A 21370-nucleotide genomic window follows, 5' to 3' on the forward strand; every position below is an offset into this window, starting at 1 on the left:
GAGCGAGCCATGAAGCACCGCATTGTCGTCCTCGGAGCCGGGTACGCCGGAGCCATCACCGCCGGTCGCCTCGCCAAGCGGCTGCACCGCGACGACGTCGAGATCACCCTGGTCAACGGCGACACCGAGTTCGTCGAGCGCGTGCGTCTGCACCAGCTCGCGGGCGGGCAGGACCTGCCGCACCGCCCGCTGCGCGACATCTACGCGGGCACCGGCGTCCAGGTCCGCCAGGCGCGGGTCACCGCGGTCGACGTGGACGGCAGGAGCGTCGAGGTCACCACCACGGAGCGGGGCGCCGAGACGATCGGCTACGACACCCTCGTGTACGCCCTGGGGAGCACGGCCACCGACCACGGCGTGCCCGGTGTCGCCGAGCACGCCCACAACGTCGCCGGGAAGCGGGAGGCGCTGCGACTGCGGGCGCGGCTGGGCGAGTTGGAGCCGGGTGGGACGGTGCTGGTCGCGGGTGGCGGCCTGACCGCGATCGAGGCGGCCGCCGAGATCGCCGAGGCGCACCCGGGGCTCAAGGTGGCCGTCGCCGCCCGCGGCGGTGTCGGCGACTGGCTCAGCGACAAGGCCCGCCGCCACCTGCGCGGCGCGTTCGACCGGCTCGGCATCACGGTCCACGAGCAGGCCGACATCACGCGCGTCGAAGCGGACCGCGTGGTCGTGGGTGCGTCGGGCGGGATCCCGGCCCAGGTGACCGTGTGGACCGCGGGCTTCGCCGTGCACCCGATCGCGGCCGCCAGCGGCCTGGAGGTGTCCGACACCGGGCGGATCGTCGTCGACGGCACGATGCGTTCGGTCTCCCACCCCGACGTGTACGCCGTCGGCGACGCGGCCCTCGCCGAAGGGCCGGGCGGCAGGCCCCTGCGGATGTCCTGCGCCACGGCGACTCCGATGGCCTGGCTGGCCGCCGACGCCCTCGCCGCGCGCCTGACCGGCCGCAAGGTGCCCGAGACGGAGATCGGCTACGCCGCCCAGTGCGTCAGCCTCGGCCGCCGCGACGGAATCCTGCAGCGCGTGACCCACGACGACCAGGTCACGTCCACGGTCGTCACGGGCCGGATGGGCGCCCGCATCAAGGAGCTCATCTGCGCGTCCACGGTCTGGAGCGTCACCCACCCGACGATGCTGCTCCCGACCCGCCGCCACCGCCTCGCCCCGACCCCGTCCCGGGAGCCCCGCCTCACCACCCGGTGACGCGCCCGAAGGACCGACCCCCGGGGCCCGTACGGCCCCGGGCCGCCCGACCCGGTCCGACAGCGGCGCGGTGTACGACTTCGAAGCGTAAGCGGACGTACGGGGCACCCTCCCACCCGCGCGCGGTGTGGCGTGTACCTGCCGCTAGAGTCACGTGCTTGTTCGAATCGGGGAACAGTCACGGGGAGGGTCATGTACACGGAACTCAGGGAGACGGCCGCGGAGTTGGCCGCGGTCCTGTGGAAGGAGCACACCGTGTACCGGGAGCGGGGCGGTGGGGTCGTGATCCGGGGTGAGCACGTCGGGCGCTGGATCAGCCTCGCCCCGACCGGCGGCAAGGACCAGGCACGGCTGCGCGCCGGCCGCCTCCTGGACGGCGGCACCACGGCGCCGGCACGGTCGGAGACCGTGGTGGACCTCTCCGTCGGTACGGCAGAGCTGGCCGCCGTCTGCCGTCGGCTCCTCGCCGACGTCGCCGCCGCGGACACGGAACCGTCCCGGGCCCGTACCAAGCGCCCCTCCCGGGCACCCCGCGCCGAGCGCCCGGCCAAGTCCGCCCGCCCCCGCAGAAGCCGCCACACGAGCCTCGGTTCCTGGGTGGTCGTGCTCTGCGTCGCCGGGATCCTGGGCCTCTGGGTCTACACCCAGTTCGGCGTGTACGGGTACTAGTACGCACCCGGCCCGCCGGGCGCGAGGCGCGGCGGGCCGGGTGCGGTCAGGTCGGACGGTTCCCGGTCAGAACGCGGTCACCGGGTAGTGGTCGGACAGGTTGGTGTACGTGTACTGCGTGCCCCAGCTGGAGACCGTCCAGGGCGCGCTCTTCTCCAGGACCACGTGGTTCGTCCAGTTCGCCGGGCGCGCGTTGCCCGAGCGGTACAGGACGTGGTCGAGGTCCTCGCGCGGGTCGTCCGGGTAGCGCTCGGAGGCGATCGAGTTCAGTTCGGTGTCGAAGGAGTACGGGTGGCCCGTGCGGGCGTCCGCGCCGGCCAGGCCCGCGTCGCCGAGCATCGTTGCGTACTCGGGCGTCCGGGAGTCGACGTTCATGTCGCCGGCCACGATGACCTGCTCGTTCGCCGGGATGTTCTTGGCGTCGAGGAAGGCGTCCATCGCCTTGAACTGGCGGCTGCGCATCTGGGCCGCCTCGCCCGCGGAGCAGCCCGGGTCGGTGGACTGGGCGTGGGTGCCGACGACGTGGACCTTGGTGCCGTTCACGTCGAGGACGGTGTAGACGAAGCCCTTGTTCGAGTACCAGTCCGCGCCGCACGCGTCCTTGTAGACGTACTGCTCCTTGCGGACGATCGGCCACTTGCTGAGGATCGTCACGCCGCCGTCCTCCGGCGTCGTGGCGGAGTAGGCCCCGCCGGTGGCGTCCCAGCCGGACTTGCTGCGGCCCATGACGGGGGTCTGGTACGGGTACTGGGCGGCCGAATTCGCCTTGAGCGCGTCCGAGGAGGAGTTGTCGAAGGCCTCCTGGATCACGACGACGTCGTGGCCCTGGTAGAAGGAGGCGGCGGGTATCGCCTTGGCCCGGTGGTCCTGTCCCCAGTTCGGGTAGAGCGTCTTGCTGAAGAGGAAGGCGTTGTAGCTGAGCACCTTCAGGCGCGGGGCCTCGGCGGCCGAGGCAGAGGCCGAGGGGGCTGCCGTGGCCAGGGTCGCGGCGGCGAGGGCCAGGGACAGGGCGGCGCCGGAGGCACGACGGCGGTGTGCGGCGAGCGGCACTGAAACTCCCGTGTGTAGGTGGGGGGTTGGAGCGGCGCGGCACATCAAATCAGCCGTAGTTACCTTGCGGTAGCCATTGGGTGCCAGGAATCTTGCGCGGTCATGTCAGCATGAACGTGCCGACGGTCGAGGACCGCCGGAGAAGGCGGCGATTCCGAGCGGGTATCATGCGCGCATGACCCTCGCGCAGAATTCGACGATTTTCGACATGGACCTCGGTCCGCTCAACCCCGTCACCGCTGAGCTCATCCTCGGCGTGGTGTTGTTCGCCCTCACCTTCCTCATCCTGGCGAAGGGCATCCTGCCGAAGATCAACCGGACCCTCGCCCAGCGCGAGGACGCCATCGCCGGCGGCACCGAGCGCGCCGACGACCTGCGCGCCGAGGCCACGCAGATCCGCGAGCAGTACGAGGCCGAGCTGGCCGACGCCCGCCACGAGGCGGCCCGCATCCGCTCGCAGGCCACCGAGGAGGGCGCGGCCGCCATCGCCGCCGCCCGCGCCGAGGGTGTCCGCGAGCGCGACGCGATCCTCGCCGCCGGTGCCGAGCGCATCGCCACCGAGCGCGCCTCCGCCGAGCGCGAGCTCAACCAGGACGTCGAGGCCTGGGCGCGCGCCCTGGCCGGCCGCATCGTCGGCGAGCCGGTCGGCGCCGACCGGGGCTGACGCCCACACGCACCACGAGATCGGGGCCGTACCCCGGGCCGAGGCCCGGAGTACGGCCCCGATCCATGTGCGCCCTTTGCCGGAGACGGCCGGCCGAGGCAGGCTGAGAACGTGAGGAGAGTGCCCGCATGACCGGACCGAAGAGCCCCCCGGGCGGTGCGGCGCGGCGCTCGGCCCCTACGGACGCCCCGGTGGGCTCGGCAGGCACCGCGGCGGACGAGGGCCGCGCGCCCACGCGGGACGCACCCGCGCCGCCTCCCGTCGGTGGGGTCCTCTGGAGCGTCGCCGGCGACGTCCGGGGGCTTCTGATGCTGCCCTCCGCCCTCGCCCTCCAGGTCGCCCACCCCGCCGTGGGAGCCGGCGTCGACCAATACTCCGTCTTCCGCACCGACCCCTGGGGCCGCGGCGAGCGCTCCCTGCGCTCCGCCCTGCTCTGGGTGTACGGAGGCGAGGCCGCCGCCGAGGAAGGCCGCCGGCTCCGCGCGCTCCACCGGACGATCCAGGGCACCGACGCCCACGGCCGCCGCTACCACGCGCTCACCCCGTCCAACTACGCCTGGGTGCACGCCACCGGCTTCCCCGTCTACCAGCACGGTCTGCGCCTGCTGCACCGCCCGCTCACCGAGGCCCAGGAGCGTCGGCTCTACTCCGAGTGGCTCCAGGTCGGCCGCATCCTCGGCATCCACGACCGGGACATGCCCCAGACCGTCGAGGATTTCTGGCCCTACTACCGGAAGATGCTCGGCGAGCTCGAGGCCACCGTCGTCCTGCGCGAGCTGGTCGCCACCGACCAGCCGGTGCCGCCGCCCGACCGTGGTCCCCTTCCGCTGCGGCTGCTGCTCCGGGCGCTGTGGCCGGTCCTCCTGCCCCGGCTCGCCCGCTTCCGCGCCTTCGTCACCATCGGCCTGATGCCGCCGGACGCCCGCGAGGCCGTCGGCCTGGAGTGGACCGACGCGCAGGAGCGCCGGCTCCGCCGCCTCGCCCGGGTCGTACGGGCCGTGGTACCCGTACTCCCCGAGCGACTGCGCTACCTGCCGATCGCGCGTGAGGCGCGCCGCGAGGCGAGGCTCGGCGCGACAGCACGCTGAGGCGCGCCGCGAGGCCAGGCTCGGCGCGACAGCACGCTGAGACGCGCCGCGCGGCGGCTCAGCGCGACAGTCCGCCGCGCCTGATCACCTCCGCGTACCAGCGCGCGCTGTCCTTGGGCGTACGGCGCTGGCTCGCGAAGTCCACGTGGACGATCCCGAACCGCTTCCCGTAGCCGTACGCCCACTCGAAGTTGTCGAGCAGGGACCAGAGGAAGTACCCCCGGACGTCGGCGCCGTCGGCGATCGCGCGGTGCGCGGCCGCGAGATGGGCGTCGAGGTACGCCACCCGCTCCGGATCGTGGACGTCCCCCTCCGGGTCGGCGTAGTCGTCGTACGCGGCGCCGTTCTCGGTGATCAGCAGCGGCACCCCGGGCAGCTCGTCGCGGAGCCGGACCAGCAGTTCGTACAGGCCGTCCGCGTCCACCGGCCAGTCCATCGCCGTGCGCGGTCCCGGCGCGGGGACGAACCGCACCCGCTCCGGCGCGCCCGGCCACGGCGAGGGGGACTCCGAGACGCCCGCGCCGACGACGGAGGGGGAGTAGTAGTTGACCCCGAGTGAGTCGATCGGCGTGGAGACGGCCTCCAGGTCGCCGTCGCGGACGAAGGACCAGTCGGTGATCCGCGCGGTGTCCTCGACCAGATCGGCCGGGAGGCGGCCGTGGAAGACCGGGTCGAGGAAGATCCGGTTGCCGACGGCGTCGATGCGGCGGGCCGCGTCCCGGTCCTCGGGCGAGTCGGACAGCGCCCTGATCGCGTGGAGATTGAGGGTCAGCGAGAGCTCCGTCGACGCGGGCACGGCCGCGCGCAGCACCCCGGCGGCCAGGCCGTGGGCCAGGTTGAGATGGTGCGCGGCGCGCAGGGCGGCCTCGTCGTCGGTGCGGCCGGGCGCGTGGACACCGGAACCGTATCCGAGGAACGCCGCGCACCAGGGTTCGTTGAGGGTCGTCCATGTGGTGACCCGGTCGCCGAGGGCCTCGGCGGCGAGCCCGGCGTACTCCGCGAAGCGCTCCGCCGTCGCCCGCTCCGGCCAGCCGCCGGCGTCCTCCAGCTCCTGGGGCAGATCCCAGTGGTAGAGCGTGGCGACCGGCCGGATCCCGGCGTCGAGGAGCTCGTCGGCCAGCCCCCGGTAGAAGTCGAGCCCCTTCTGGACGGCCGGGCCGCGTCCGGTCGGCTGGATCCGGGACCAGGAGAGGGAGAAGCGGTAGTCCGTGAGGCCCAGCTCCTTCATCAGGGCCACGTCCTGGCGCACCCGGTGGTAGTGGTCGGCGGCGATGTCACCGGTGTCGCCGTTGCGTACCTTGCCCGGCGTACGGCTGAAGGTGTCCCAGATGGACGGGGTACGGCCGTCCTCGGAGGCGGCGCCCTCGATCTGGTACGCGGCGGTGGCCGCGCCCCAGCGGAAGCCGTCAGGGAAGAGAGCGTTCATGGACGGAGACCTTCTGTGAGAGGGGAGGGAGGGGCGGTCCGGGACGGCTCAGCCCTTGACGGCGCCCTGCATGATGCCGCCCACGATCTGCCGGCCCAGCAGGCCGAAGACGAGCAGCACGGGCAGCGTGCCCAGCAGGGTGCCCGCCATGATCACGGACTGGTCGTGGACGTACCCGCCGCCGAGCTGGCGGAGCGCGACCTGCACGGTCGGCTCCTGTGAGGAGAGCGCGATGACCGGCCAGAAGAAGTCGTTCCACGCGGCCATGAAGGTGAGCAGCCCGAGCACGGCCATCCCCGGCCGGGCCACGGGCACCACGATCGACCAGAAGATCCGCGCCGAGGAGGCGCCGTCGACGCGAGCCGCCTCGATCAGCTCGTCCGGCAGGGCCTGCACCAGGAACTGGCGCATGAAGAACACCCCGAAGGCCGAGACGAGACCCGGCAGGATGACCGACTGCAGCTGGTTCACCCATCCCAGCTCGGCGATGAGCATGAAGAGGGGGATCACCCCCAGCTGCGGCGGGATCATCATCGTGCCGACCGTGATCGCGAGCAGTGCGCCCCGGCCCCGGAAGCGCAGTTTGGCGAAGGCGAAGCCGGCCAGTGTGCAGCAGAGGACCGTGCCGACGGTGATGGAGCCGGAGACGATCAGGGAGTTGACGAGGGCCTTTCCGATGTCCGCCTCCTCCATCACCGCCTCGAAGTTGCGGAAGAGGTTCGGCCCGGGCAGCAGCGTCGGCGGCACCTGCGCGAGGTCCGCGTTGGAACGGCTGGCGGCGACGATCGTCCAGTAGAACGGGAAGGCGGAGACGAGGACGGCGAGGATCAGGATCGCGTACGTGATCCGGCCTCCGCGGCCCGTACGGCCGGCGACACGCGTGGTCATGCCCGGCCCTCCTTCCGTGAACGGCGGCGCACGATCAGGGCGTTGACCCCGACCAGGACGAGGATCAGCAGGAACATCAGCCAGGCGATGGCGGCGGCGCGGCCGAGGTGGAAGAAGCCCCAGCCCTGTTCGTACAGATAGAGACCGAGCGTCTGGTACTGGTGGGAGATGCCGCCCGAGACGGAGCCCTCGAAGAGCAGCGGCTCGCCGAAGAGCTGGGTCGCGCCGATCGTGGAGACGACCGTGGTGAACACGATCGTGGGGCGGAGCCCGGGCAGGGTGACGTGGAAGAACTGCCGCCAGCGGGATGCCCCGTCCACCTCCGCCGCCTCGTACAGCTCGGCCGGGATGGACTGCATGCCCGCGAGGTAGATCAGCGCGTTGTAGCCCGTCCAGCGCCAGACGACGATCGACGAGACGGCGATCTGCGAGGCGAGCGTGGAGTTCTGCCAGTCGACCGGGCCGAAACCCACCAGTGACAGCGCGTAGTTGATGAGCCCGTAGTCCTTGCCGAAGAGCTGGGCGAAGACGAGCGTGGCGGCGGCGACGGAGGTCGCGTACGGCAGCAGCATCGCCGTGCGGAAGAACGTCCGGCCGCGCAGCTTGTAGTTGAGCAGGTGGGCGAGGCCGAGCGCCATGGCGAGCTGCGGCACGGTGGAGAGGACCCCGATGGTGAACGTGTTGCGCAGCGCGGTCCAGAAGAATTCGTCGGTCAGCAGCGCCGCGTAGTTGCCGAAGCCGCGCCACTCCATGTCGCCGGGGGTCTGGAGCTCGACGCGGTAGAGCGAGACGAAGGCGGTGTAGAGCAGCGGGAAGAGGCCGAACGCGGCGAACAGGGTGAAGAACGGGGCGAGATAGGCGTACGGGACGAGCGAGGACCGTCGGCGGCGACGCGCCGGTCCGGAGGACCGGGCCGACGACGGCGGGACGGGCGCCCTCGTCGGCCCGGAGGCGGTCAGGGTCACGGTGCGGCCCTTCGGGTCGGATGAACGGGAGAGGCGGGGGAGCAGCCGCGTGGGCGGGCATCGGGGCCGGCGCGTCCGGAAGGCCCGGGCAGGAGAGCCTCCCGGGCGTGCGGTCCGCTGGCCGGGGGAGGAGAGCCTCCCGGGCGTGCGGCCCGTCGACGGCCTTCCGGGGGTGCGGCCCGCGGGCCGGGGGCGGGAGGTGGGCTCCCCGCCCCCGGCCGCGGGTCAGCCGACGGCGTTCTCGACGCCCTTCCGCGCGTTGGACCACGCCTTCTCCGGCGAGGTGCCCTTACGCTCCACCTCGCTCAGCGCGTTGGTGATCTGGTCGGCCACGTTCTTGTCGTGGACCCCGAGCACCTGCACCGGGGCCGCCTTGGCCGCGTCGCCGAAGATCTGCCCGATCGGCGCACCGGAGAAGTACGGGTCCGTCGCCGTCGCGACCTGGGCGATGGCGCCGGTCGACGAGGGGAAGTTCCCCTGCTTCGTGAAGAGCGCGGCCTGCTGCTCGGGGGCGGTGAGCCACTTGATCAGCTCGTACGCCTCCTTCTTGTGCTTCGCCGCGCGCGGTACGGACAGGTACGAGCCGCCCCAGTTCCCGGCACCGCCGGGCAGCTTGGCGATGTCCCACTTGCCCTTGCCGGCGTCACCGGCCTGGCCCTTGATGTAGCCCAGCATCCACGCGGGGCAGGGGAGCGTGGCGAAGGAGCCGGTCGAGAACGCCTGGTTCCACTGCGGCGACCACTGGTCGAGCTTGGCGCTCAGCCCCTCCTGCGCGGCCTTCGCCGAGGTCTCCCAGGCGGTCTTCACGGCCGGGCTGTCGGCGTAGATCAGGGTGCCGGACGCGTCGTAGTACCGCTCCTTCTCCTGGCCGATCATGACCGTGAACAGGCTGCCGACACTGTCCAGCCAGGCGCTCTTGCCCGGGGCCTTGGCCTTGTACTGCCGGCCGAGCTCCAGATAGCCGTCCCAGGTGGACCACTTCTGTGCCAGCTCGGCGCGGTCCGTGGGGAGTCCGGCCTGCTTGAACAGGTCCGTGCGGTAGCACATGGCCTCGGGGCCGACGTCCGTGCCGAGCCCCAGCACCTTGCCGTCCTTGGTGGTCGCGGCGGACCACTTGGCGTCGGCGAACTCGCCCTTCAGCGACTCCGCGCCGTACTTCGTGAGGTCCTCGAACTTGTCCGCCTGCTGCTGGGTCACGGAGGCGATCCGGCCGACCTCGATGCCCTGGACGTCGGCGAGCCCGCCGCCGCCCGCCAGCCGGGTCTGGAGCGACTTCCAGTAGTCCTGCTCGTCCTCGGTGTCGGTCTGCTTGATGGTGACGTTCGGGTGCAGCTTCTCGTACGCCGCGTAGAGCCCGGCCTCCTTGTAGCCGAACGAGCCGAAGAGGTCGACAGTGATCGTGACCTTTCCGCCCGCGCTGTCGGACGAGCCGTCGGATCCCCCGGATCCGCAGGCGGCGAGCAGGGCCCCGGTGAGGACGACCGCGCCGATCCTCACGGCGGCGGTCGTTCTGGCGGCTCGGGCAGTGGGCATGGGAAGCCTCCGTTTTGAGAGCGCTCTCAGGAATGCGTCTGGAGCGTGCCTCCCGGCCCGGGTTCCCGTCAAGAGTCGAACGCGTAACAGCTCGGAGTACGCCGGAACTTGTCCGGCCGCTTCAGGAGCCGTACGCGCGTCCCGAAGGGTGGAATCCCTGGTCGGGAAGGGTCAGGCGGAGGCCCTGCGGACCAGCTCGGTCTCGGTGATCACGGGCTCGGTGTCGCCCGCGCCGTCGAGCGTGCGCATCAGCAGTCGTACCATCAGCCGGCCCATTCCCTCGATGTCCTGGCGGACCGTCGTGAGCGGGGGATCGGTCACCGCGGCCACCGGGAGGACGTCGTCGAAGCCGACGAGCGCCACGTCCTCCGGGACGCGCCGGCCGTGCTCGCGCAGCGCGCGCAGCGCACCCGAGGCCATCAGGTCGTTGGCGGCGAACACCGCGTCCAGATCGGGGCGGCGGCGCAGCAGTTCCGTCATCGCGCGCGCTCCGCTCTCCTCCGTGAACGCCCCCTCGGCCACCAGGTCGGCTCCGGCGTCCGGCAGTTCGTCGCGGTACCCGTCGAGCCGGTCGAGCGCCGAGGTCTGGTCGCGCGGTCCGGTGATGTGCGCGATGTTCCGGCGGCCGAGCGAGCGCAGATGACGGACGGCGGTGCGGGCGCCACCGCGGTTGTCGCAGTCGACGTACGGGACGGGCGGCTCGCCCGCGGGCCCCGTCCAGCCGGGCCGTCCGCCGAAGACCGTCGGCACCTGGGCACGCCGGACGATCTCCGGGAGCTGGTCGTCGTTGTGGAGCGAGAAGGCGAGCGCCCCGTCGACATGGCCGCCGCCGAGATAGCGCGCGATGCGCTCGTGGTCACCGGGGCCCTCCACCCAGAGGAGAACCAACTGGGCGTCGTGCGCGGTGAGTTCGCGGCTGATACCACGCACCTGCTGCTCGAAGAACGGGTCGGAGAAGATCCGGAACTCGGGCTCGGCGATGATCACGGCGACGGCGCCGTTGCGCCGGGTCACCAGGGTCCGCGCGGCGTGGTTGGGGACGTAGCCGAGCTCCTCGACGGCCTCGCGCACCTTCTCCGCGAGGGCGTCCCGCACCCCGGCGCCGCCGTTGACGACACGGGACACCGTCGCCCGGGACACCCCGGCGCGCGCGGCGACGGCTTCCAGGGTCGGGCGTGTCCCGGACGTCGTTTCGCTCAAGGCTGGCTCCCCACGGGCACGGTGGTGCGACGGTGCTGACAGCGTCGAGGGTAACTCCTGGTCGGCGTCCTGTCGGGCGTCCCGCGAGGCCTCCTGTGAAGCGCTCTCTCCGGCCGCGTGGGCGCGGAGGGGGAAACCCCTCGCCGGCCCGTTCAGCGGGCGGGTCGCAGGACGTCCACCGTCGGCAGCGCCCGGTGCCGTCGATGGGCCGCCGCGATACCCGCGAGCGCCGGACGGCCGAGCTCGCGGTAGGCCACCGCCAGCAGCTCGCCCGCGTACGCCTCGTGCTCCGCCCTGCCGTACGACGCCCGGTGCAGGTCGCGCCCGAGCACCAGCGCCTCGGCCGGATCGCCGGCCGTCGCCCTCCGGAGCGCCTCGTCGCGGGCCGCGCGTACGGCCTCGGCGTCGTCGAAGAGCTCCTCCATGGCGGTGCCGAAGCGGTACTCGTCGGCCGCGCCCAGCGGCGGACGGTCCAGCACCGTCGCGCCGGAGACCAGGGCCCCCGCGCCGTCCATGGTCGTGATCCGGGCGGGGTCGACGGGCTGCCGCCGGTACAGGTGGGCGTCGGCGTACGCCTGACCCGTATCCGCGCGCTCCCCGGTCTCGACGGCAGTCAGGGCCGTCCGCAGGCGCCCCAGATCCTCCAGGCGCGCGAGTTCGTCCTCGTCCCCGTCGGCCGCGTAGTCGGCGAGATCGCGCTGCGCCGCCTCGATCCGGGCGCGCACGGCCTCCAGCGGGGTCCGGTGGTACCGCTGGATCCCCTCGCCGTCGTCGTTGCAATACGAGGCGACGCCGTCGCACACGCGCCCGTCGTCGGACCAGAGCCCGAAGTGCAGTCCCCCCGAGCCGCCGTGCAGGAAGGTGAGGAACTCCGGCGGATCGCGGTAGTACCGGCCGTGCACCCGCACGTCGAGCCCCTCCCCGGGGAGCGCCTCCGGGTCGGCGAACAGGTCCGTCACCCCGTACGGCGCGAGCCCCAGGTCCGCCAGCGCCCGCCGCTCGACGGGACCGAGTGCGGCGAGGAAGTCCGCGAACCGGAAGAAGGAGCCGGGCAGTTCGAGCCCCCACTCGGCCTCGACCCGCCGCGCGACGGCCTCCCGCACCGCCGGGTCGCCGTACCGCTCCGTCACCACTGCCACCGTCCGCTCCCGCCTGTCGCATCCGTACAGCCGGCGAGCCTACCCACGGCACATGGACGCGCCCCGCCCCGCCCGGGGGGGGGCGGAAGCGGTGCGCGTACGCGAAGGCTCAGTGGCCCCCGTGCTCGTGGATCGTGTTCGTCGCCGCGATCTTCTTCCAGGACTTCGGCTGCACCGGCTTCGCCGCCGGCGCCGTGGCCGTGGCCCCGCCGTGCGCCGACCGCACAGCGGCCCTGGCCCTGTCCGCCGCCCCGCCGGCCTTCGCCTCACCCGCCGTCGACGCGGCCGGCTTCACCGGCTCGTACAGCCAGGTGTCGAAGAGCGCGGCCAGCGGCTTGCCCGAGATCCGCTCCGCGTACGTCACGAAGTCCTTGACGTCGGCGTTGCCGTACCGGAACTCCGTCGGCCAGCCCTTCAGGATCGCGAAGAAGTCCTCGTCGCCGATCTCGTTGCGCAGCGCCTGGAGCGCCAGCGCGCCCCGGTCGTACACCGCGATGTGGAACTGGTTCTCCGGCCCCGGGTCACCCGGCGCGACGGTCCAGAACGGGTCCTCGGCCGTACGGGTCGCGTAGACGTAGTCCGCCAGTTCCTGGGCCGTCCCCTCGCCCTCCTTCTCCGACCACAGCCACTGGCTGTAGCGGGCGAAGCCCTCGTTGACCCAGATGTCCTTCCAGTTGTCGACCGAGACGCTGTCGCCGTACCACTGGTGCGCCAGCTCGTGGACGACCACCGACACGTTCGACCCGTTGGCGAACTGCCGGGGGCTGTAGAACGGCCGGGTCTGCGTCTCCAGGGCGTATCCGCTGGTCACGTTGGGGACGTAGCCGCCGAGCGCGTTGAAGGGGTACGGCCCGAACACCTCCTCCAGCCACTCCGCGACCTCGGCCGTGCGCTCGATCGACGCGCGCGCCGCGCCCGCGTTGTCGCCGAGGTCCTTGCTGTACGCGTTGAGGACCGGGAGCCCGCCCGCCGTGGTGTCGGTGGTGATGTCGAACTTCCCTATCGCCAGCGTGGCCAGATAGGTCGCCTGCGGCTTGTTCGAGCGCCAGTTGAAGCGGGTCCGGCCCAGTCGCGAGGACTGCGACTGGAGCACGCCGTTGCTGATCGCCTGGGTGCCGTCCGGCACCGAGACCGAGACGTCGAAGGTGGCCTTGTCCCGGGGGTGGTCGTTGGACGGGAACCACCAGGCGGCCGAGTCCGGCTCCTGGGCGGCCACGCCGCCGTCGGGAGTGCGGTGCCAGGCGGTCCAGCCGCCGATCTTCACCTCGGAGGGCTTGCCCGCGTACCGCACGACGACCGTGACCGTGCGGTTCTTCTCCAGCGGGGCCGCCGGGGTGACCACCAGTTCCTGTTCGCCGCTGGTGGTGAACTGCGCCTTCCTGCCGTTCACCCGCACCTCGCTCACCTTCAGCCCGAGGTCCAGGTTGAAGCGGGACAGGTTCTGTTTCGTGGTGGCGACGATGGTCGCCGTGCCCTCCAGGAGGTCCGTCGCGGGCTGGTAGGCCAGCCGCAGGTCGTAGTGGGAGACGTCGTAGCCGCCGTTGCCACTGGCCGGGTAGTAGGGGTCGCCGATGCCCGATGCGCCCGGAACGTAGTCGGCGGCCGATGCCGGGATCGCCAGCAGGAGAGAGGCCGCGAGTGCGCTCGGAACGACAAGTCTGCGGTGCACGAGAGCTCCAAGTCGGTGAGGAGAGGAATCAGTAAGACGCCCGAAGGGTGTTCGGTCCTTAGCGACGCTATTCAGCACCCGACGCCCCGTCACGTCCAGAGCACCTCCTTTCACACGATCGCCATTCGGCCGAAACGAACCCTCTGACCGCCGTTGACCCCTTCCCGCTCACGACGGCACTCTTTTGCGCAGGAGTTGACAGGGGTACGTTCCGCCCCATGCCGATACGTGTGCGGAGAACCCGCGGAGCCCGTCTGTCGTGCAGAACCCTGGCCGTGGCCGCGACGGCCGCCCTGATGTCCGCCCTCGTCCCCCAGGCCGGCGCCGCCGACCAGGCCGCCCCAGGGGTACGGGAGTCCCGGCCGGTGTACTCCTACGGCGACGCCGTACGGGAGTCCGTCTGGGTGGACACCGGACTCGACGGCGACGGCGACGGCCGCGCCGACCGGGTCGCCGTCGACATCGTCCGCCCCCGCGAGGCCGCGGCGTCCGGCCGGAAGATCCCGGTCATCATGGACGCCAGCCCGTACTACGCCTGCTGCGGGCGGGGCAACGAGAGCCAGAAGAAGACCTACGACGCGGCTGGGAACCCCGTACAGTTCCCGCTCTTCTACGACAACTACTTCGTGCCGCGCGGCTACGCCTTCGCCGCCGTCGACCTCGCCGGCACCAACCGCTCCGACGGCTGCGACGACGTCGGCGGCCGCTCCGACGTCCAGTCCGCGAAGGCGGTCGTCGACTGGCTGAACGGCCGCGCCCGCGGCTACACGACCCGTACCGGCTCCGAACGGGCCCGCGCCACCACCTGGTCCACCGGCAAGGTCGGCATGATCGGCAAGAGCTGGGACGGCACCGTCGCCAACGGTGTCGCCGCCACCGGAGTGGAGGGCCTGGAGACGATCGTCCCGATCGGCGCGATCTCCTCCTGGTACGACTACTTCCACTCGCAGGGCGCCCCGCTCTACGACGCCAACCCCAGCTGGCTCTCCGAGTACGTCAACAGCCCCGAGGCGCAAGGCCGTTGCGGCGCGGTCCAGGAGCGCATCACCGCCGCCACCCCCTACAGCGGCGACTGGACCCGCGCCTGGAGCGAGCGGAACCACGTCCCGGACGCCCGGAAGGTGAGGGCGAGCGTCTTCGTCGTGCACGGACAGCAGGACCTCAACGTCCGCGCCAACCAGTTCGGCCAGTGGTGGGACGCGCTGGCCGCCCACGGCGTCGAGCGCAAGATCTGGCTCTCCCAGACCGGCCATGTCGACCCCTTCGACTTCCGGCGCGCCGACTGGGTCCGCACTCTGCACCGCTGGTTCGACCACCACCTCCTCGGCTACGACAACGGCATCGACCGCGAGCCGATGGCGGACATCGAGCGGGCCCCGGACCGCTGGACCACCGACCGCGTCTGGCCGCCGCGCGCCACCGAGCCGACCACGCTGCGTCCCGGCACCGGGCCGGCGCCCGGTGTGGGCACCCTCGGCCGGACCCCGGCCGCCCCCGGCGCCACGGAGACCTTCACCGACGACCCGGCCCAGGGCGAGACCGACTGGGCCGCGCGGATCGACGAATCCACCCCCGCCAAGGCCGGTTTCACGACCCGTACGCTCACCCGCGACCTGCGGCTCTCCGGCTCCTCGACGGTGACGGTCACCGCCACCCCGACGACGGCGACCGCGCATCTGACCGCCGTGCTCGTCGACCTCGGCCCCGACACGATCCGGGACTACGGGGCGGCGGGCGAGGGCATCACCACCCTCATCGAGCGGTCCTGCTGGGGTGCGAGCACGAGCGGCGACAGCGCCTGCTTCAAGGAGACCGAGGCCCGCACGGCGGACGTGGGCTTCACCGTCGTCAGCCGCGGCTGGGCCGACCTGGGCACCTGGGCGAACCCCGCGAAGGGCCGGCCGCTGACCCCCGGCACGGCGTACACGATCACGCTGAAGCTGGCGGCCACCGACCACGTCGTCCCGGCCGGCCACCGGCTGGCCCTGATCGTCGGCGGCACCGACAAGGACCTCCTCGATCCTCCGTCCACGACACCGACCCTCACCCTCGACCTCACCCGTACGTCGGCAAGGCTCGCCCTCGTCGGCGGCGCCTCGGCCTTCGCGCGGGCGACGGCCGGTACGGTCGACGCACGCCCGGCGCGGACCGGGCCCCCGCTCACCGGTGTCGGGCACGCACGCCCGGGCATCCCTGTCCCGGGTGAGGCCCGATGACCCGCACACCGAGCCGCCGCTCCCGGCGCACCCTCGCCCTCGTGGCGGGCGCCGCCGCCCTCGGCCTCCCGCTCGTCGGAGTGCCCGCCGAGGCGGCCGGCGGCGGGGCCCCGGCGCCGCCCCCGCGGACCGGCTTCGAGGAGAGCCACGGAGCCCGGTGGACCACGGAGCGGCAGGAGACCGACTTCCTCGCCGCCGTCGACCGGGGCAGCGACCGGGTCGCTGTACGGACCGTCGGCACGACGAAGCAGGGCCGTCCGATCCGGCTCGCCACGGTCGGCCCCGGCGCCGCCCGCACCACCGTGCTGCTGGTCTGCTCGCAGCACGGTGACGAGCCGTCGGGCCGCGAGGCCTGTCTGACCACGGTGCGCGACCTGGCGTACGCGCGGGACCGGGAGACCCTCCGATTTCTCTCCCGTACGACCGTCCTCGTCGTCCCCACCGCCAACCCGGACGGACGCGAGGCCGACACCCGGGGCAACGCCGACGGGGTCGACGTCAACCGCGACCACATCGCCCTGGAGACCGCCGAGGGCCGGGCGCTCGCCGCCCTCATCCGCGACCGGCGCCCCGAGCTGATCTACGACCTGCACGAGTACGACGGCACCTCGCCGTACTACGACAAGGACCTGCTCGCCCTCTGGCCCCGCAACCTCAACACCGACGACCACGTGCACGACGAGGCCCACGCCCTGTCGGAGTCCCACGTCCGTCCGGCCGCCGGGCGGGCGGGCTTCAGCAGCGGTCTCTACGGGATCTGGACCGACCCCCTGACCGGGCAGCCGGTCAAGCAGGTCGCGGGCGACGGCCAGGAGCGCATCCTGCGTAACACGGCCGGCGTCAAGCACTCCGTCGGACTGCTCGTCGAGACCCGGATCGAGGCCCTGACGGACGCGGAGAAGGCCGACGAGGCCCGCAACCACCGTCGCCGTGTCGGCACCCACCTCGCGGCGCTGAAGGGCGCCTTCTCCTACGTCGAGGAGCGCCGCGGCCGGCTCGGCGCGGCCACGGCTGCGGCCCGCCACACGGGCTTCGCCGACCGGGGGCCCGTGCTCCTCGGCGGGGCCGACAACGATCCGGCCGAGCCCGCCGAGATCCTCCGGGACCCGCCCTGCGGCTACCGCCTGGACGCGGCACAGTACGCCGAGTTCGGCGACGAGCTGGCGCTGCACGGGATCACGGTCCGCGGGGAGGGGCAGGGGGCGTTCGTCTCCCTGCGCCAGTCGCAGCGCGCGCTCGTCCCGCTGCTGCTGGACGGCCGGGCGACCTACCGGCTCACCACCGGACGGCCGGTGGAGGTCTGCCGAACGGGCTGAGTTGGTGCCGGACGTAGCGCGTCGCGTGTGGTACTGCCTTACGGGTGAGGTTTGTCCCGTAATGCCGTGAAAGGTGGCACCTGTGTCGCAGGAAGATCAGAGAGCGGGCGAGCCCGGGGACGGGGGAGACCGGGAGGAGCGGGAGGTCCGGGCGGTGACGGCGGACCTCCCGCGCCGCCCCGGACACCACCCCAAGGCCCGGACCGACTGGGTCGTGTTCGGTGTCACCGCTGTCCTCACCGTGGCCTTCGTGGTCTGGGGCGCCACGGCCACGGACAGCCTGGAGAGCGTCTCCAGCAAGCTCCTCGACGGCCTGATCCGTAACGGGGGATGGGCGTTCATGCTCGCCGCCTCCGGCTTCGTCGTCTTCGCCCTGTGGCTCGCCATCAGCCGGTACGGCCGGATCACCCTGGGTCACGAGACGGAGGGCCCGGAGTTCCGGACCGTGTCGTGGATCGCGATGATGTTCAGCGCCGGCATGGGCATCGGCCTGATGTTCTACGGGGTGAGCGAACCGCTCGCCCACTACGGGACCCCGCCGCCCGGCACGAACCCCGCCGACTCGGCGGAGCGGATGCAGGTCGCGATGGCCACCACCCTCTTCCACTGGACCCTCCACCCCTGGGCGATCTACGCCGTCGTGGGGCTCGCGATCGCCTACTCCACCTTCCGGCGCCGTCGGCGGCAGACCATCAGCGCCGTCTTCGTCCCGCTGATCGGGAAGAAGGCGGCCAACGGCGCTCCCGGCCGGGTCATCGACATCCTGGCCATCTTCGCCACCCTCTTCGGCTCGGCCGCCTCGCTCGGTCTCGGCGCGCTCCAGATCGGCAGCGGGTTCGAGGAGTTGAACTGGATGGAGAAGACCGGAACCGGTCTGCTCGTCGCCATCATCGCCGTCCTGACCGTGGCGTTCGTGCTGTCCGCCGTCTCGGGTGTCGAGAAGGGCATCCAGTGGCTCTCCAACATCAACATGGTGCTCGCCCTGATCCTGGCCGTGTTCGTCTTCGTGGCCGGCCCGACCATCGTCGTGCTCGATCTCCTGCCCACCTCGATCGCCGCCTACATCGGTGACCTGCCGCAGCTGATCGGCCGCACCGAGGTGACCGCGGGGGAGAACGTCCACGACTGGCTGGGGAGCTGGACGGTCTTCTACTGGGCCTGGTGGATCTCCTGGACGCCCTTCGTCGGCATGTTCATCGCGCGCATCAGCAAGGGCCGGACGATCCGTCAGTTCGTCGGCGGAGTCATCCTCGTGCCGAGCACGGTGAGCCTCGTCTGGTTCGCCGTCTTCGGCGGTACGGCGATGAAGCTGAGCGAGCGGGGCGAGCTGGCGGAGGAGACCACCCCGGAGGGGCAACTCTTCGGCCTCCTCCAGGAGTTCCCCATCACCGGCGTGATGAGCCTGCTCGTGATGATCCTCGTCGGCATCTTCTTCGTGTCGGGCGCGGACGCCGCCTCGATCGTCATGGGCACGCTCTCGCAGCGTGGCACCTTCGAACCGACCCGCCCCGTGGTCGTGTTCTGGGGCGTGGTGACCGGCGCCGTCGCCGCCATCATGCTCCTCATCGGCGACGGTCAGGGCGACGCGCTCGCGGGCCTGCAGAACCTCACGATCCTGGTCGCGGCACCGTTCGTCCTCGTGATGATCGGCATGTGCGTGGCGCTGATGCGGGACCTGCGCCACGACCCGCTCATCGTCCGGGGCGAGGTGGGCGAGGAGGTCATCGAACTCGCCGTGATCGCGGGCCACGAGAAGTACGACGGAGACTTCGAGCTGCGGATCGGTCCGGGCACAGGGACGCCGGACGAGAAGCCCTGATCCAGGTGGGCTAGGGTTACCGACCGGTATTGACCGTACCTGAACGAGTCCCCACGGCTCGGAAGTTGGAGAACCACATGAAGTACGCGACGCCGCTGCGCCGCACCCTGACCGCCCTCACCGCCACGACGCTGCTGGCCGGGGGCCTGCTGCTCGGGCAGACGGTGACGGCAGAGCCCGCGCACGCGGCCGGCAAGAAGGTCGTCTGCAACGTCGGCAAGATGCGGCAGCAGTCGGCGGACCTTCGCGCGAAGGCGGCGAAGCTCCAGCGCCTCGGCGCCACGGCGGAGGCCCGCAAGGTCCGCGCCCAGGCCGACGCGCTCGACCGGCAGATCCGCAACTGCGTCGACGCGGACAACAACGCGCCGAAGCCCTGGAAGTAACCCCCACACGCCCGGCTCCGGCCCGATCCCAGGATCGGGCCCGGAGCCGTGTCGTCTGACGGGGCGATCAGGCGAGGACCAGCTCCGCCGCCCTGCGGGCACAGCCCCAGGCGACCGTGACGCCCGCGCCGCCGTGACCGTAGTTGTGGACGAGCCGGCCGCCCGTCGGCAGCGGCTCCGCGGCGATCCGGACCCCGCCCGCGCGGGCCGGGCGCAGCCCCACCCGATGGCCGATGACCCGCGCGTCGGCGATCTCCGGACGGATCCGGGCGCACCGCGCCACGATCGCCGCCGCCGTCGCCGGGTCGGGCTCCGGCCGTTCGTCGCCCTCCTGCGCCGTCCCGCCCAGGATCAGCCGGCCGGGCTGCGGGAAGAAGTACGTCGTCTCGTCCGACGCCGCGTCGGCCGCCGTGAACCACTCCTCGATCCCCGGGTTCTCCACCAGCACCAACTGCCCCCGCACGGGCCGCAGTCGCGCGTCCGGTACGAGCTCCCTGGCGCCCAGACCCGTGCAGTCCACCACCACCCGCGCCGCCTCGGCCGCCTCGGCGAAACCGGTCACCGTGCGGCGCTCCAGGACCCCGCCCGCCTCCTCCAACCGGCCCTTCAGCCACGCCAGATGGACCGGCATGTCGAGCAGGGGCAGCCGCGCCGCGAGCCCCGTCCCGTACGGCCCCGGCACCTCCGACGCCGCCAACTGCCGCAGTCCCGGCACCTCCCCGGCCCAGACACCCAGCTCGGCGAGGACCGTGTCGGCATGGACACCGGCCACCAGCCGCACCCCCGTCGCCGCCGGATCGTCCGCCAGCTTCTCGTACACCCGCAGCGACTCCAGGGACCAGCCGCCGACCTCCTCCACCGGCTCGATCCGGTACGGCCACCACAGCGCACCCGCCACCGCGGACGTCGTCTCCGTCACCGCGTCCCGCGACCACACCCGCACCCGGACTCCACGCTCCGCCAGCGTCACCGCCGTCGTCAGCCCGATGACCCCGCCACCCACCACGATCACGTCGTCCATGAGCCGAGACGGTACCCAGACCTAGGACCAGCGCACCATGCGCGACCGTCGACGGAGCGGAATACTCACCGGCATGTCTGCCGAGTACGCGACCTTCGCCCTGGCCCCCGCGATCCGCCCCGGAGGCATCGCCCCCGACGGAAGCCCCCGCGCCCACCGGAAGTTCCTCGACTTCGTCGTCGACGGACGGCCGTTACTCTTCCGCTTCCCCGACCTCGACGCCGTCTCGTCCCTCGCCTCCGACGTCCCGCCCGCGGCCCTCTCCGCGAGCGTCCGCGGCCTCCTCCTCGACGCCGGGGCCCCGCCGGCCGGCGGACGTCACACCCTCTACGGCTGCCCGGACCACGACGGACGCTGCCACGACGCCGTCACCGCCGTCGTCGACCGCGACGGCGAGGACATCGTCTGGCGCGACGTCGCCCGCCGGACCGGCGGCTCAGCCGACCTCCACGTCCGGCAGGACATCGGCCCGTACCGCTTCCGCGGCGACCTGTACCGCGCCGAGCTCGAACGCCTGCTGCCGACCCTGCAACCCGCGGGCCCGGCGGAGTCCACCGCCCGCGGCCGACGCGCCCTGCTCTTCGGCGCCCGCACCTCCGTCCTCCACGAGCTCGCCGCCGCCCTGGACGCCGTCGGCGTCGGATCCGGTGTCGTACCCGACACCACGGGCATGACGGACGCCGAGAAGCGCGGCTACGGAGCCGTCGTCTTCGGCCGGGCCGTGCCGGAGGCGTTCCGGCGGCAGGTCCGCGACGACCTGACCCGCGCCGGCGCGGTCGACGTCGCCTACCTGGAGGGTTTCGCCCCCGTCATCCCCGTCCTCGTCGCCCAGATCCTCTCCGCCCTCGACCCCACCCCGCCCGAGCGGCGCCGCCTCAGCGCCCTGGCGGCCGTCTCCACGGCGGCCACGGTGGAGATCTCCCAGGCCGTCGGCGTCCAGCTCGTCGCCCACCGCCTCGACCCCCTCCACCGCACCCACACGAAGGTGCTCTTCGAGGGCGTACTGGAACCGGGCACCCATCGGATCCCCTTCGACGCCAAGGCGGCGAAGGGCGAGTCCTTCCTGGTCGCCCGTACCACCGGAGGAGAACTGGTCGTCCCCGTCGGCCCCTGAGCGGTGG

Annotated in this window: 18 protein-coding genes; 9 read left to right on the forward strand and 9 right to left on the reverse strand. The window is 72.4% G+C overall.

Features of this window, described 5'->3' with window-relative positions; all coding sequences use genetic code 11:
* The first annotated feature begins 9 nt into the window (after positions 1–9).
* Together M5362_RS08910 and M5362_RS08915 are read left to right on the forward strand one after the other, a co-directional pair.
* Positions 10–1203, forward strand: a complete 1194-nt coding sequence (locus tag M5362_RS08910; RefSeq protein WP_260226832.1) for an NAD(P)/FAD-dependent oxidoreductase — start codon at positions 10–12, stop codon at positions 1201–1203.
* Positions 1204–1395: 192 nt separating this feature from the next.
* Positions 1396–1872 (forward strand): hypothetical protein, encoded by a 477-nt coding sequence (locus M5362_RS08915; RefSeq protein WP_260226833.1) that lies wholly within the window; start codon positions 1396–1398, stop codon positions 1870–1872.
* A gap of 66 nt (positions 1873–1938) precedes the next feature.
* Here the strand turns inward: M5362_RS08915 and sph are convergent, their stop codons facing one another.
* A complete protein-coding gene (gene sph / locus M5362_RS08920; protein ID WP_260226834.1) occupies positions 1939–2967 on the reverse strand; it encodes a sphingomyelin phosphodiesterase in 1029 nt (342 codons plus the stop codon).
* 130 nt (positions 2968–3097) lie between these two features.
* Here sph and M5362_RS08925 point away from each other — a divergent pair, with 130 nt between their 5' ends.
* Both M5362_RS08925 and M5362_RS08930 read left to right on the forward strand, forming a co-directional pair.
* Positions 3098–3586: a hypothetical protein gene (locus tag M5362_RS08925; RefSeq protein ID WP_260226835.1), complete on the forward strand. Its 489-nt coding sequence runs from the start codon at positions 3098–3100 to the stop codon at positions 3584–3586.
* 128 nt (positions 3587–3714) lie between these two features.
* Positions 3715–4674, forward strand: coding sequence for an oxygenase MpaB family protein (locus M5362_RS08930; protein WP_260226836.1), 960 nt, complete (start codon positions 3715–3717; stop codon positions 4672–4674).
* A 58-nt stretch (positions 4675–4732) separates the two neighbouring features.
* On the opposite strand, the gene M5362_RS08935 is transcribed toward M5362_RS08930, so the two are convergent.
* From M5362_RS08935 to M5362_RS08965, 7 genes are all read right to left on the reverse strand, one after another.
* Positions 4733–6100, reverse strand: a complete 1368-nt coding sequence (locus M5362_RS08935; protein WP_260226837.1) for a GH1 family beta-glucosidase — start codon at positions 6098–6100, stop codon at positions 4733–4735.
* Positions 6101–6148: 48 nt separating this feature from the next.
* A complete protein-coding gene (locus M5362_RS08940) occupies positions 6149–6988 on the reverse strand; it encodes a carbohydrate ABC transporter permease (protein ID WP_260226838.1) in 840 nt (279 codons plus the stop codon).
* Positions 6985–7953 (reverse strand): carbohydrate ABC transporter permease, encoded by a 969-nt coding sequence (locus M5362_RS08945; RefSeq protein ID WP_374214429.1) that lies wholly within the window; start codon positions 7951–7953, stop codon positions 6985–6987. The genes M5362_RS08940 and M5362_RS08945 overlap by 4 nt, the downstream gene beginning before the upstream one ends.
* 225 nt (positions 7954–8178) lie before the next feature.
* Positions 8179–9486: an ABC transporter substrate-binding protein gene (locus M5362_RS08950; protein WP_260226839.1), complete on the reverse strand. Its 1308-nt coding sequence runs from the start codon at positions 9484–9486 to the stop codon at positions 8179–8181.
* A gap of 171 nt (positions 9487–9657) precedes the next feature.
* Positions 9658–10686 (reverse strand): LacI family DNA-binding transcriptional regulator, encoded by a 1029-nt coding sequence (locus tag M5362_RS08955; RefSeq protein WP_260226840.1) that lies wholly within the window; start codon positions 10684–10686, stop codon positions 9658–9660.
* 152 nt (positions 10687–10838) lie between these two features.
* On the reverse strand, positions 10839–11825 hold the full coding sequence (locus tag M5362_RS08960) for an HPF1 family protein (RefSeq protein WP_260226841.1): 987 nt from the start codon (positions 11823–11825) through the stop codon (positions 10839–10841).
* 109 nt (positions 11826–11934) lie between these two features.
* Complete coding sequence (locus M5362_RS08965; RefSeq protein ID WP_260226842.1) at positions 11935–13494, reverse strand: M1 family metallopeptidase; 1560 nt, start codon at positions 13492–13494, stop codon at positions 11935–11937.
* A 218-nt stretch (positions 13495–13712) separates the two neighbouring features.
* Between M5362_RS08965 and M5362_RS08970 the strand changes: the two genes are divergently transcribed.
* The 4 genes from M5362_RS08970 (at position 13713) to M5362_RS08985 (ending at position 19228) form a co-directional block, all read left to right on the forward strand.
* Positions 13713–15710, forward strand: a complete 1998-nt coding sequence (locus M5362_RS08970) for a Xaa-Pro dipeptidyl-peptidase (RefSeq protein WP_260226843.1) — start codon at positions 13713–13715, stop codon at positions 15708–15710.
* Positions 15707–17026 (forward strand): M14 family metallocarboxypeptidase, encoded by a 1320-nt coding sequence (locus M5362_RS08975; protein ID WP_260226844.1) that lies wholly within the window; start codon positions 15707–15709, stop codon positions 17024–17026. The genes M5362_RS08970 and M5362_RS08975 overlap by 4 nt, the downstream gene beginning before the upstream one ends.
* A gap of 82 nt (positions 17027–17108) precedes the next feature.
* Complete coding sequence (locus M5362_RS08980) at positions 17109–18845, forward strand: BCCT family transporter (protein ID WP_374214430.1); 1737 nt, start codon at positions 17109–17111, stop codon at positions 18843–18845.
* A gap of 77 nt (positions 18846–18922) precedes the next feature.
* Entirely contained in the window at positions 18923–19228 is a 306-nt protein-coding gene (locus M5362_RS08985; RefSeq protein ID WP_260226845.1) for a hypothetical protein, read from the forward strand.
* Positions 19229–19295: 67 nt separating this feature from the next.
* On the opposite strand, the gene M5362_RS08990 is transcribed toward M5362_RS08985, so the two are convergent.
* On the reverse strand, positions 19296–20249 hold the full coding sequence (locus M5362_RS08990) for an FAD-dependent oxidoreductase (RefSeq protein ID WP_260226846.1): 954 nt from the start codon (positions 20247–20249) through the stop codon (positions 19296–19298).
* 73 nt (positions 20250–20322) lie between these two features.
* On the opposite strand from M5362_RS08990, the gene M5362_RS08995 reads away from it, so the two are divergent.
* The gene (locus M5362_RS08995; protein ID WP_260226847.1) at positions 20323–21363 is read left to right on the forward strand and encodes an oxidoreductase; all 1041 of its coding nucleotides are present in this window, start codon (positions 20323–20325) and stop codon (positions 21361–21363) included.
* Positions 21364–21370 lie beyond the last annotated feature (7 nt).

It is taken from the genome of Streptomyces sp. Je 1-79 (genome assembly GCF_025195125.1).
Taxonomy (GTDB): domain Bacteria; phylum Actinomycetota; class Actinomycetes; order Streptomycetales; family Streptomycetaceae; genus Streptomyces.

Coding starts and splice junctions, on each gene's coding strand:
- M5362_RS08985 (WP_260226845.1), top strand. CDS start 18,923: ATGAAGTACGCGACGCCGCTGCGCCGCACCCTGACCGCCCTCACCGCC.
- M5362_RS08975 (WP_260226844.1), top strand. CDS start 15,707: ATGACCCGCACACCGAGCCGCCGCTCCCGGCGCACCCTCGCCCTCGTG.
- M5362_RS08935 (WP_260226837.1), bottom strand. CDS start 6,100: ATGAACGCTCTCTTCCCTGACGGCTTCCGCTGGGGCGCGGCCACCGCC.
- M5362_RS08990 (WP_260226846.1), bottom strand. CDS start 20,249: ATGGACGACGTGATCGTGGTGGGTGGCGGGGTCATCGGGCTGACGACG.
- sph (WP_260226834.1), bottom strand. CDS start 2,967: ATGTGCCGCGCCGCTCCAACCCCCCACCTACACACGGGAGTTTCAGTG.
- M5362_RS08950 (WP_260226839.1), bottom strand. CDS start 9,486: ATGCCCACTGCCCGAGCCGCCAGAACGACCGCCGCCGTGAGGATCGGC.
- M5362_RS08940 (WP_260226838.1), bottom strand. CDS start 6,988: ATGACCACGCGTGTCGCCGGCCGTACGGGCCGCGGAGGCCGGATCACG.
- M5362_RS08915 (WP_260226833.1), top strand. CDS start 1,396: ATGTACACGGAACTCAGGGAGACGGCCGCGGAGTTGGCCGCGGTCCTG.
- M5362_RS08995 (WP_260226847.1), top strand. CDS start 20,323: ATGTCTGCCGAGTACGCGACCTTCGCCCTGGCCCCCGCGATCCGCCCC.
- M5362_RS08930 (WP_260226836.1), top strand. CDS start 3,715: ATGACCGGACCGAAGAGCCCCCCGGGCGGTGCGGCGCGGCGCTCGGCC.
- M5362_RS08925 (WP_260226835.1), top strand. CDS start 3,098: ATGACCCTCGCGCAGAATTCGACGATTTTCGACATGGACCTCGGTCCG.
- M5362_RS08970 (WP_260226843.1), top strand. CDS start 13,713: ATGCCGATACGTGTGCGGAGAACCCGCGGAGCCCGTCTGTCGTGCAGA.
- M5362_RS08910 (WP_260226832.1), top strand. CDS start 10: ATGAAGCACCGCATTGTCGTCCTCGGAGCCGGGTACGCCGGAGCCATC.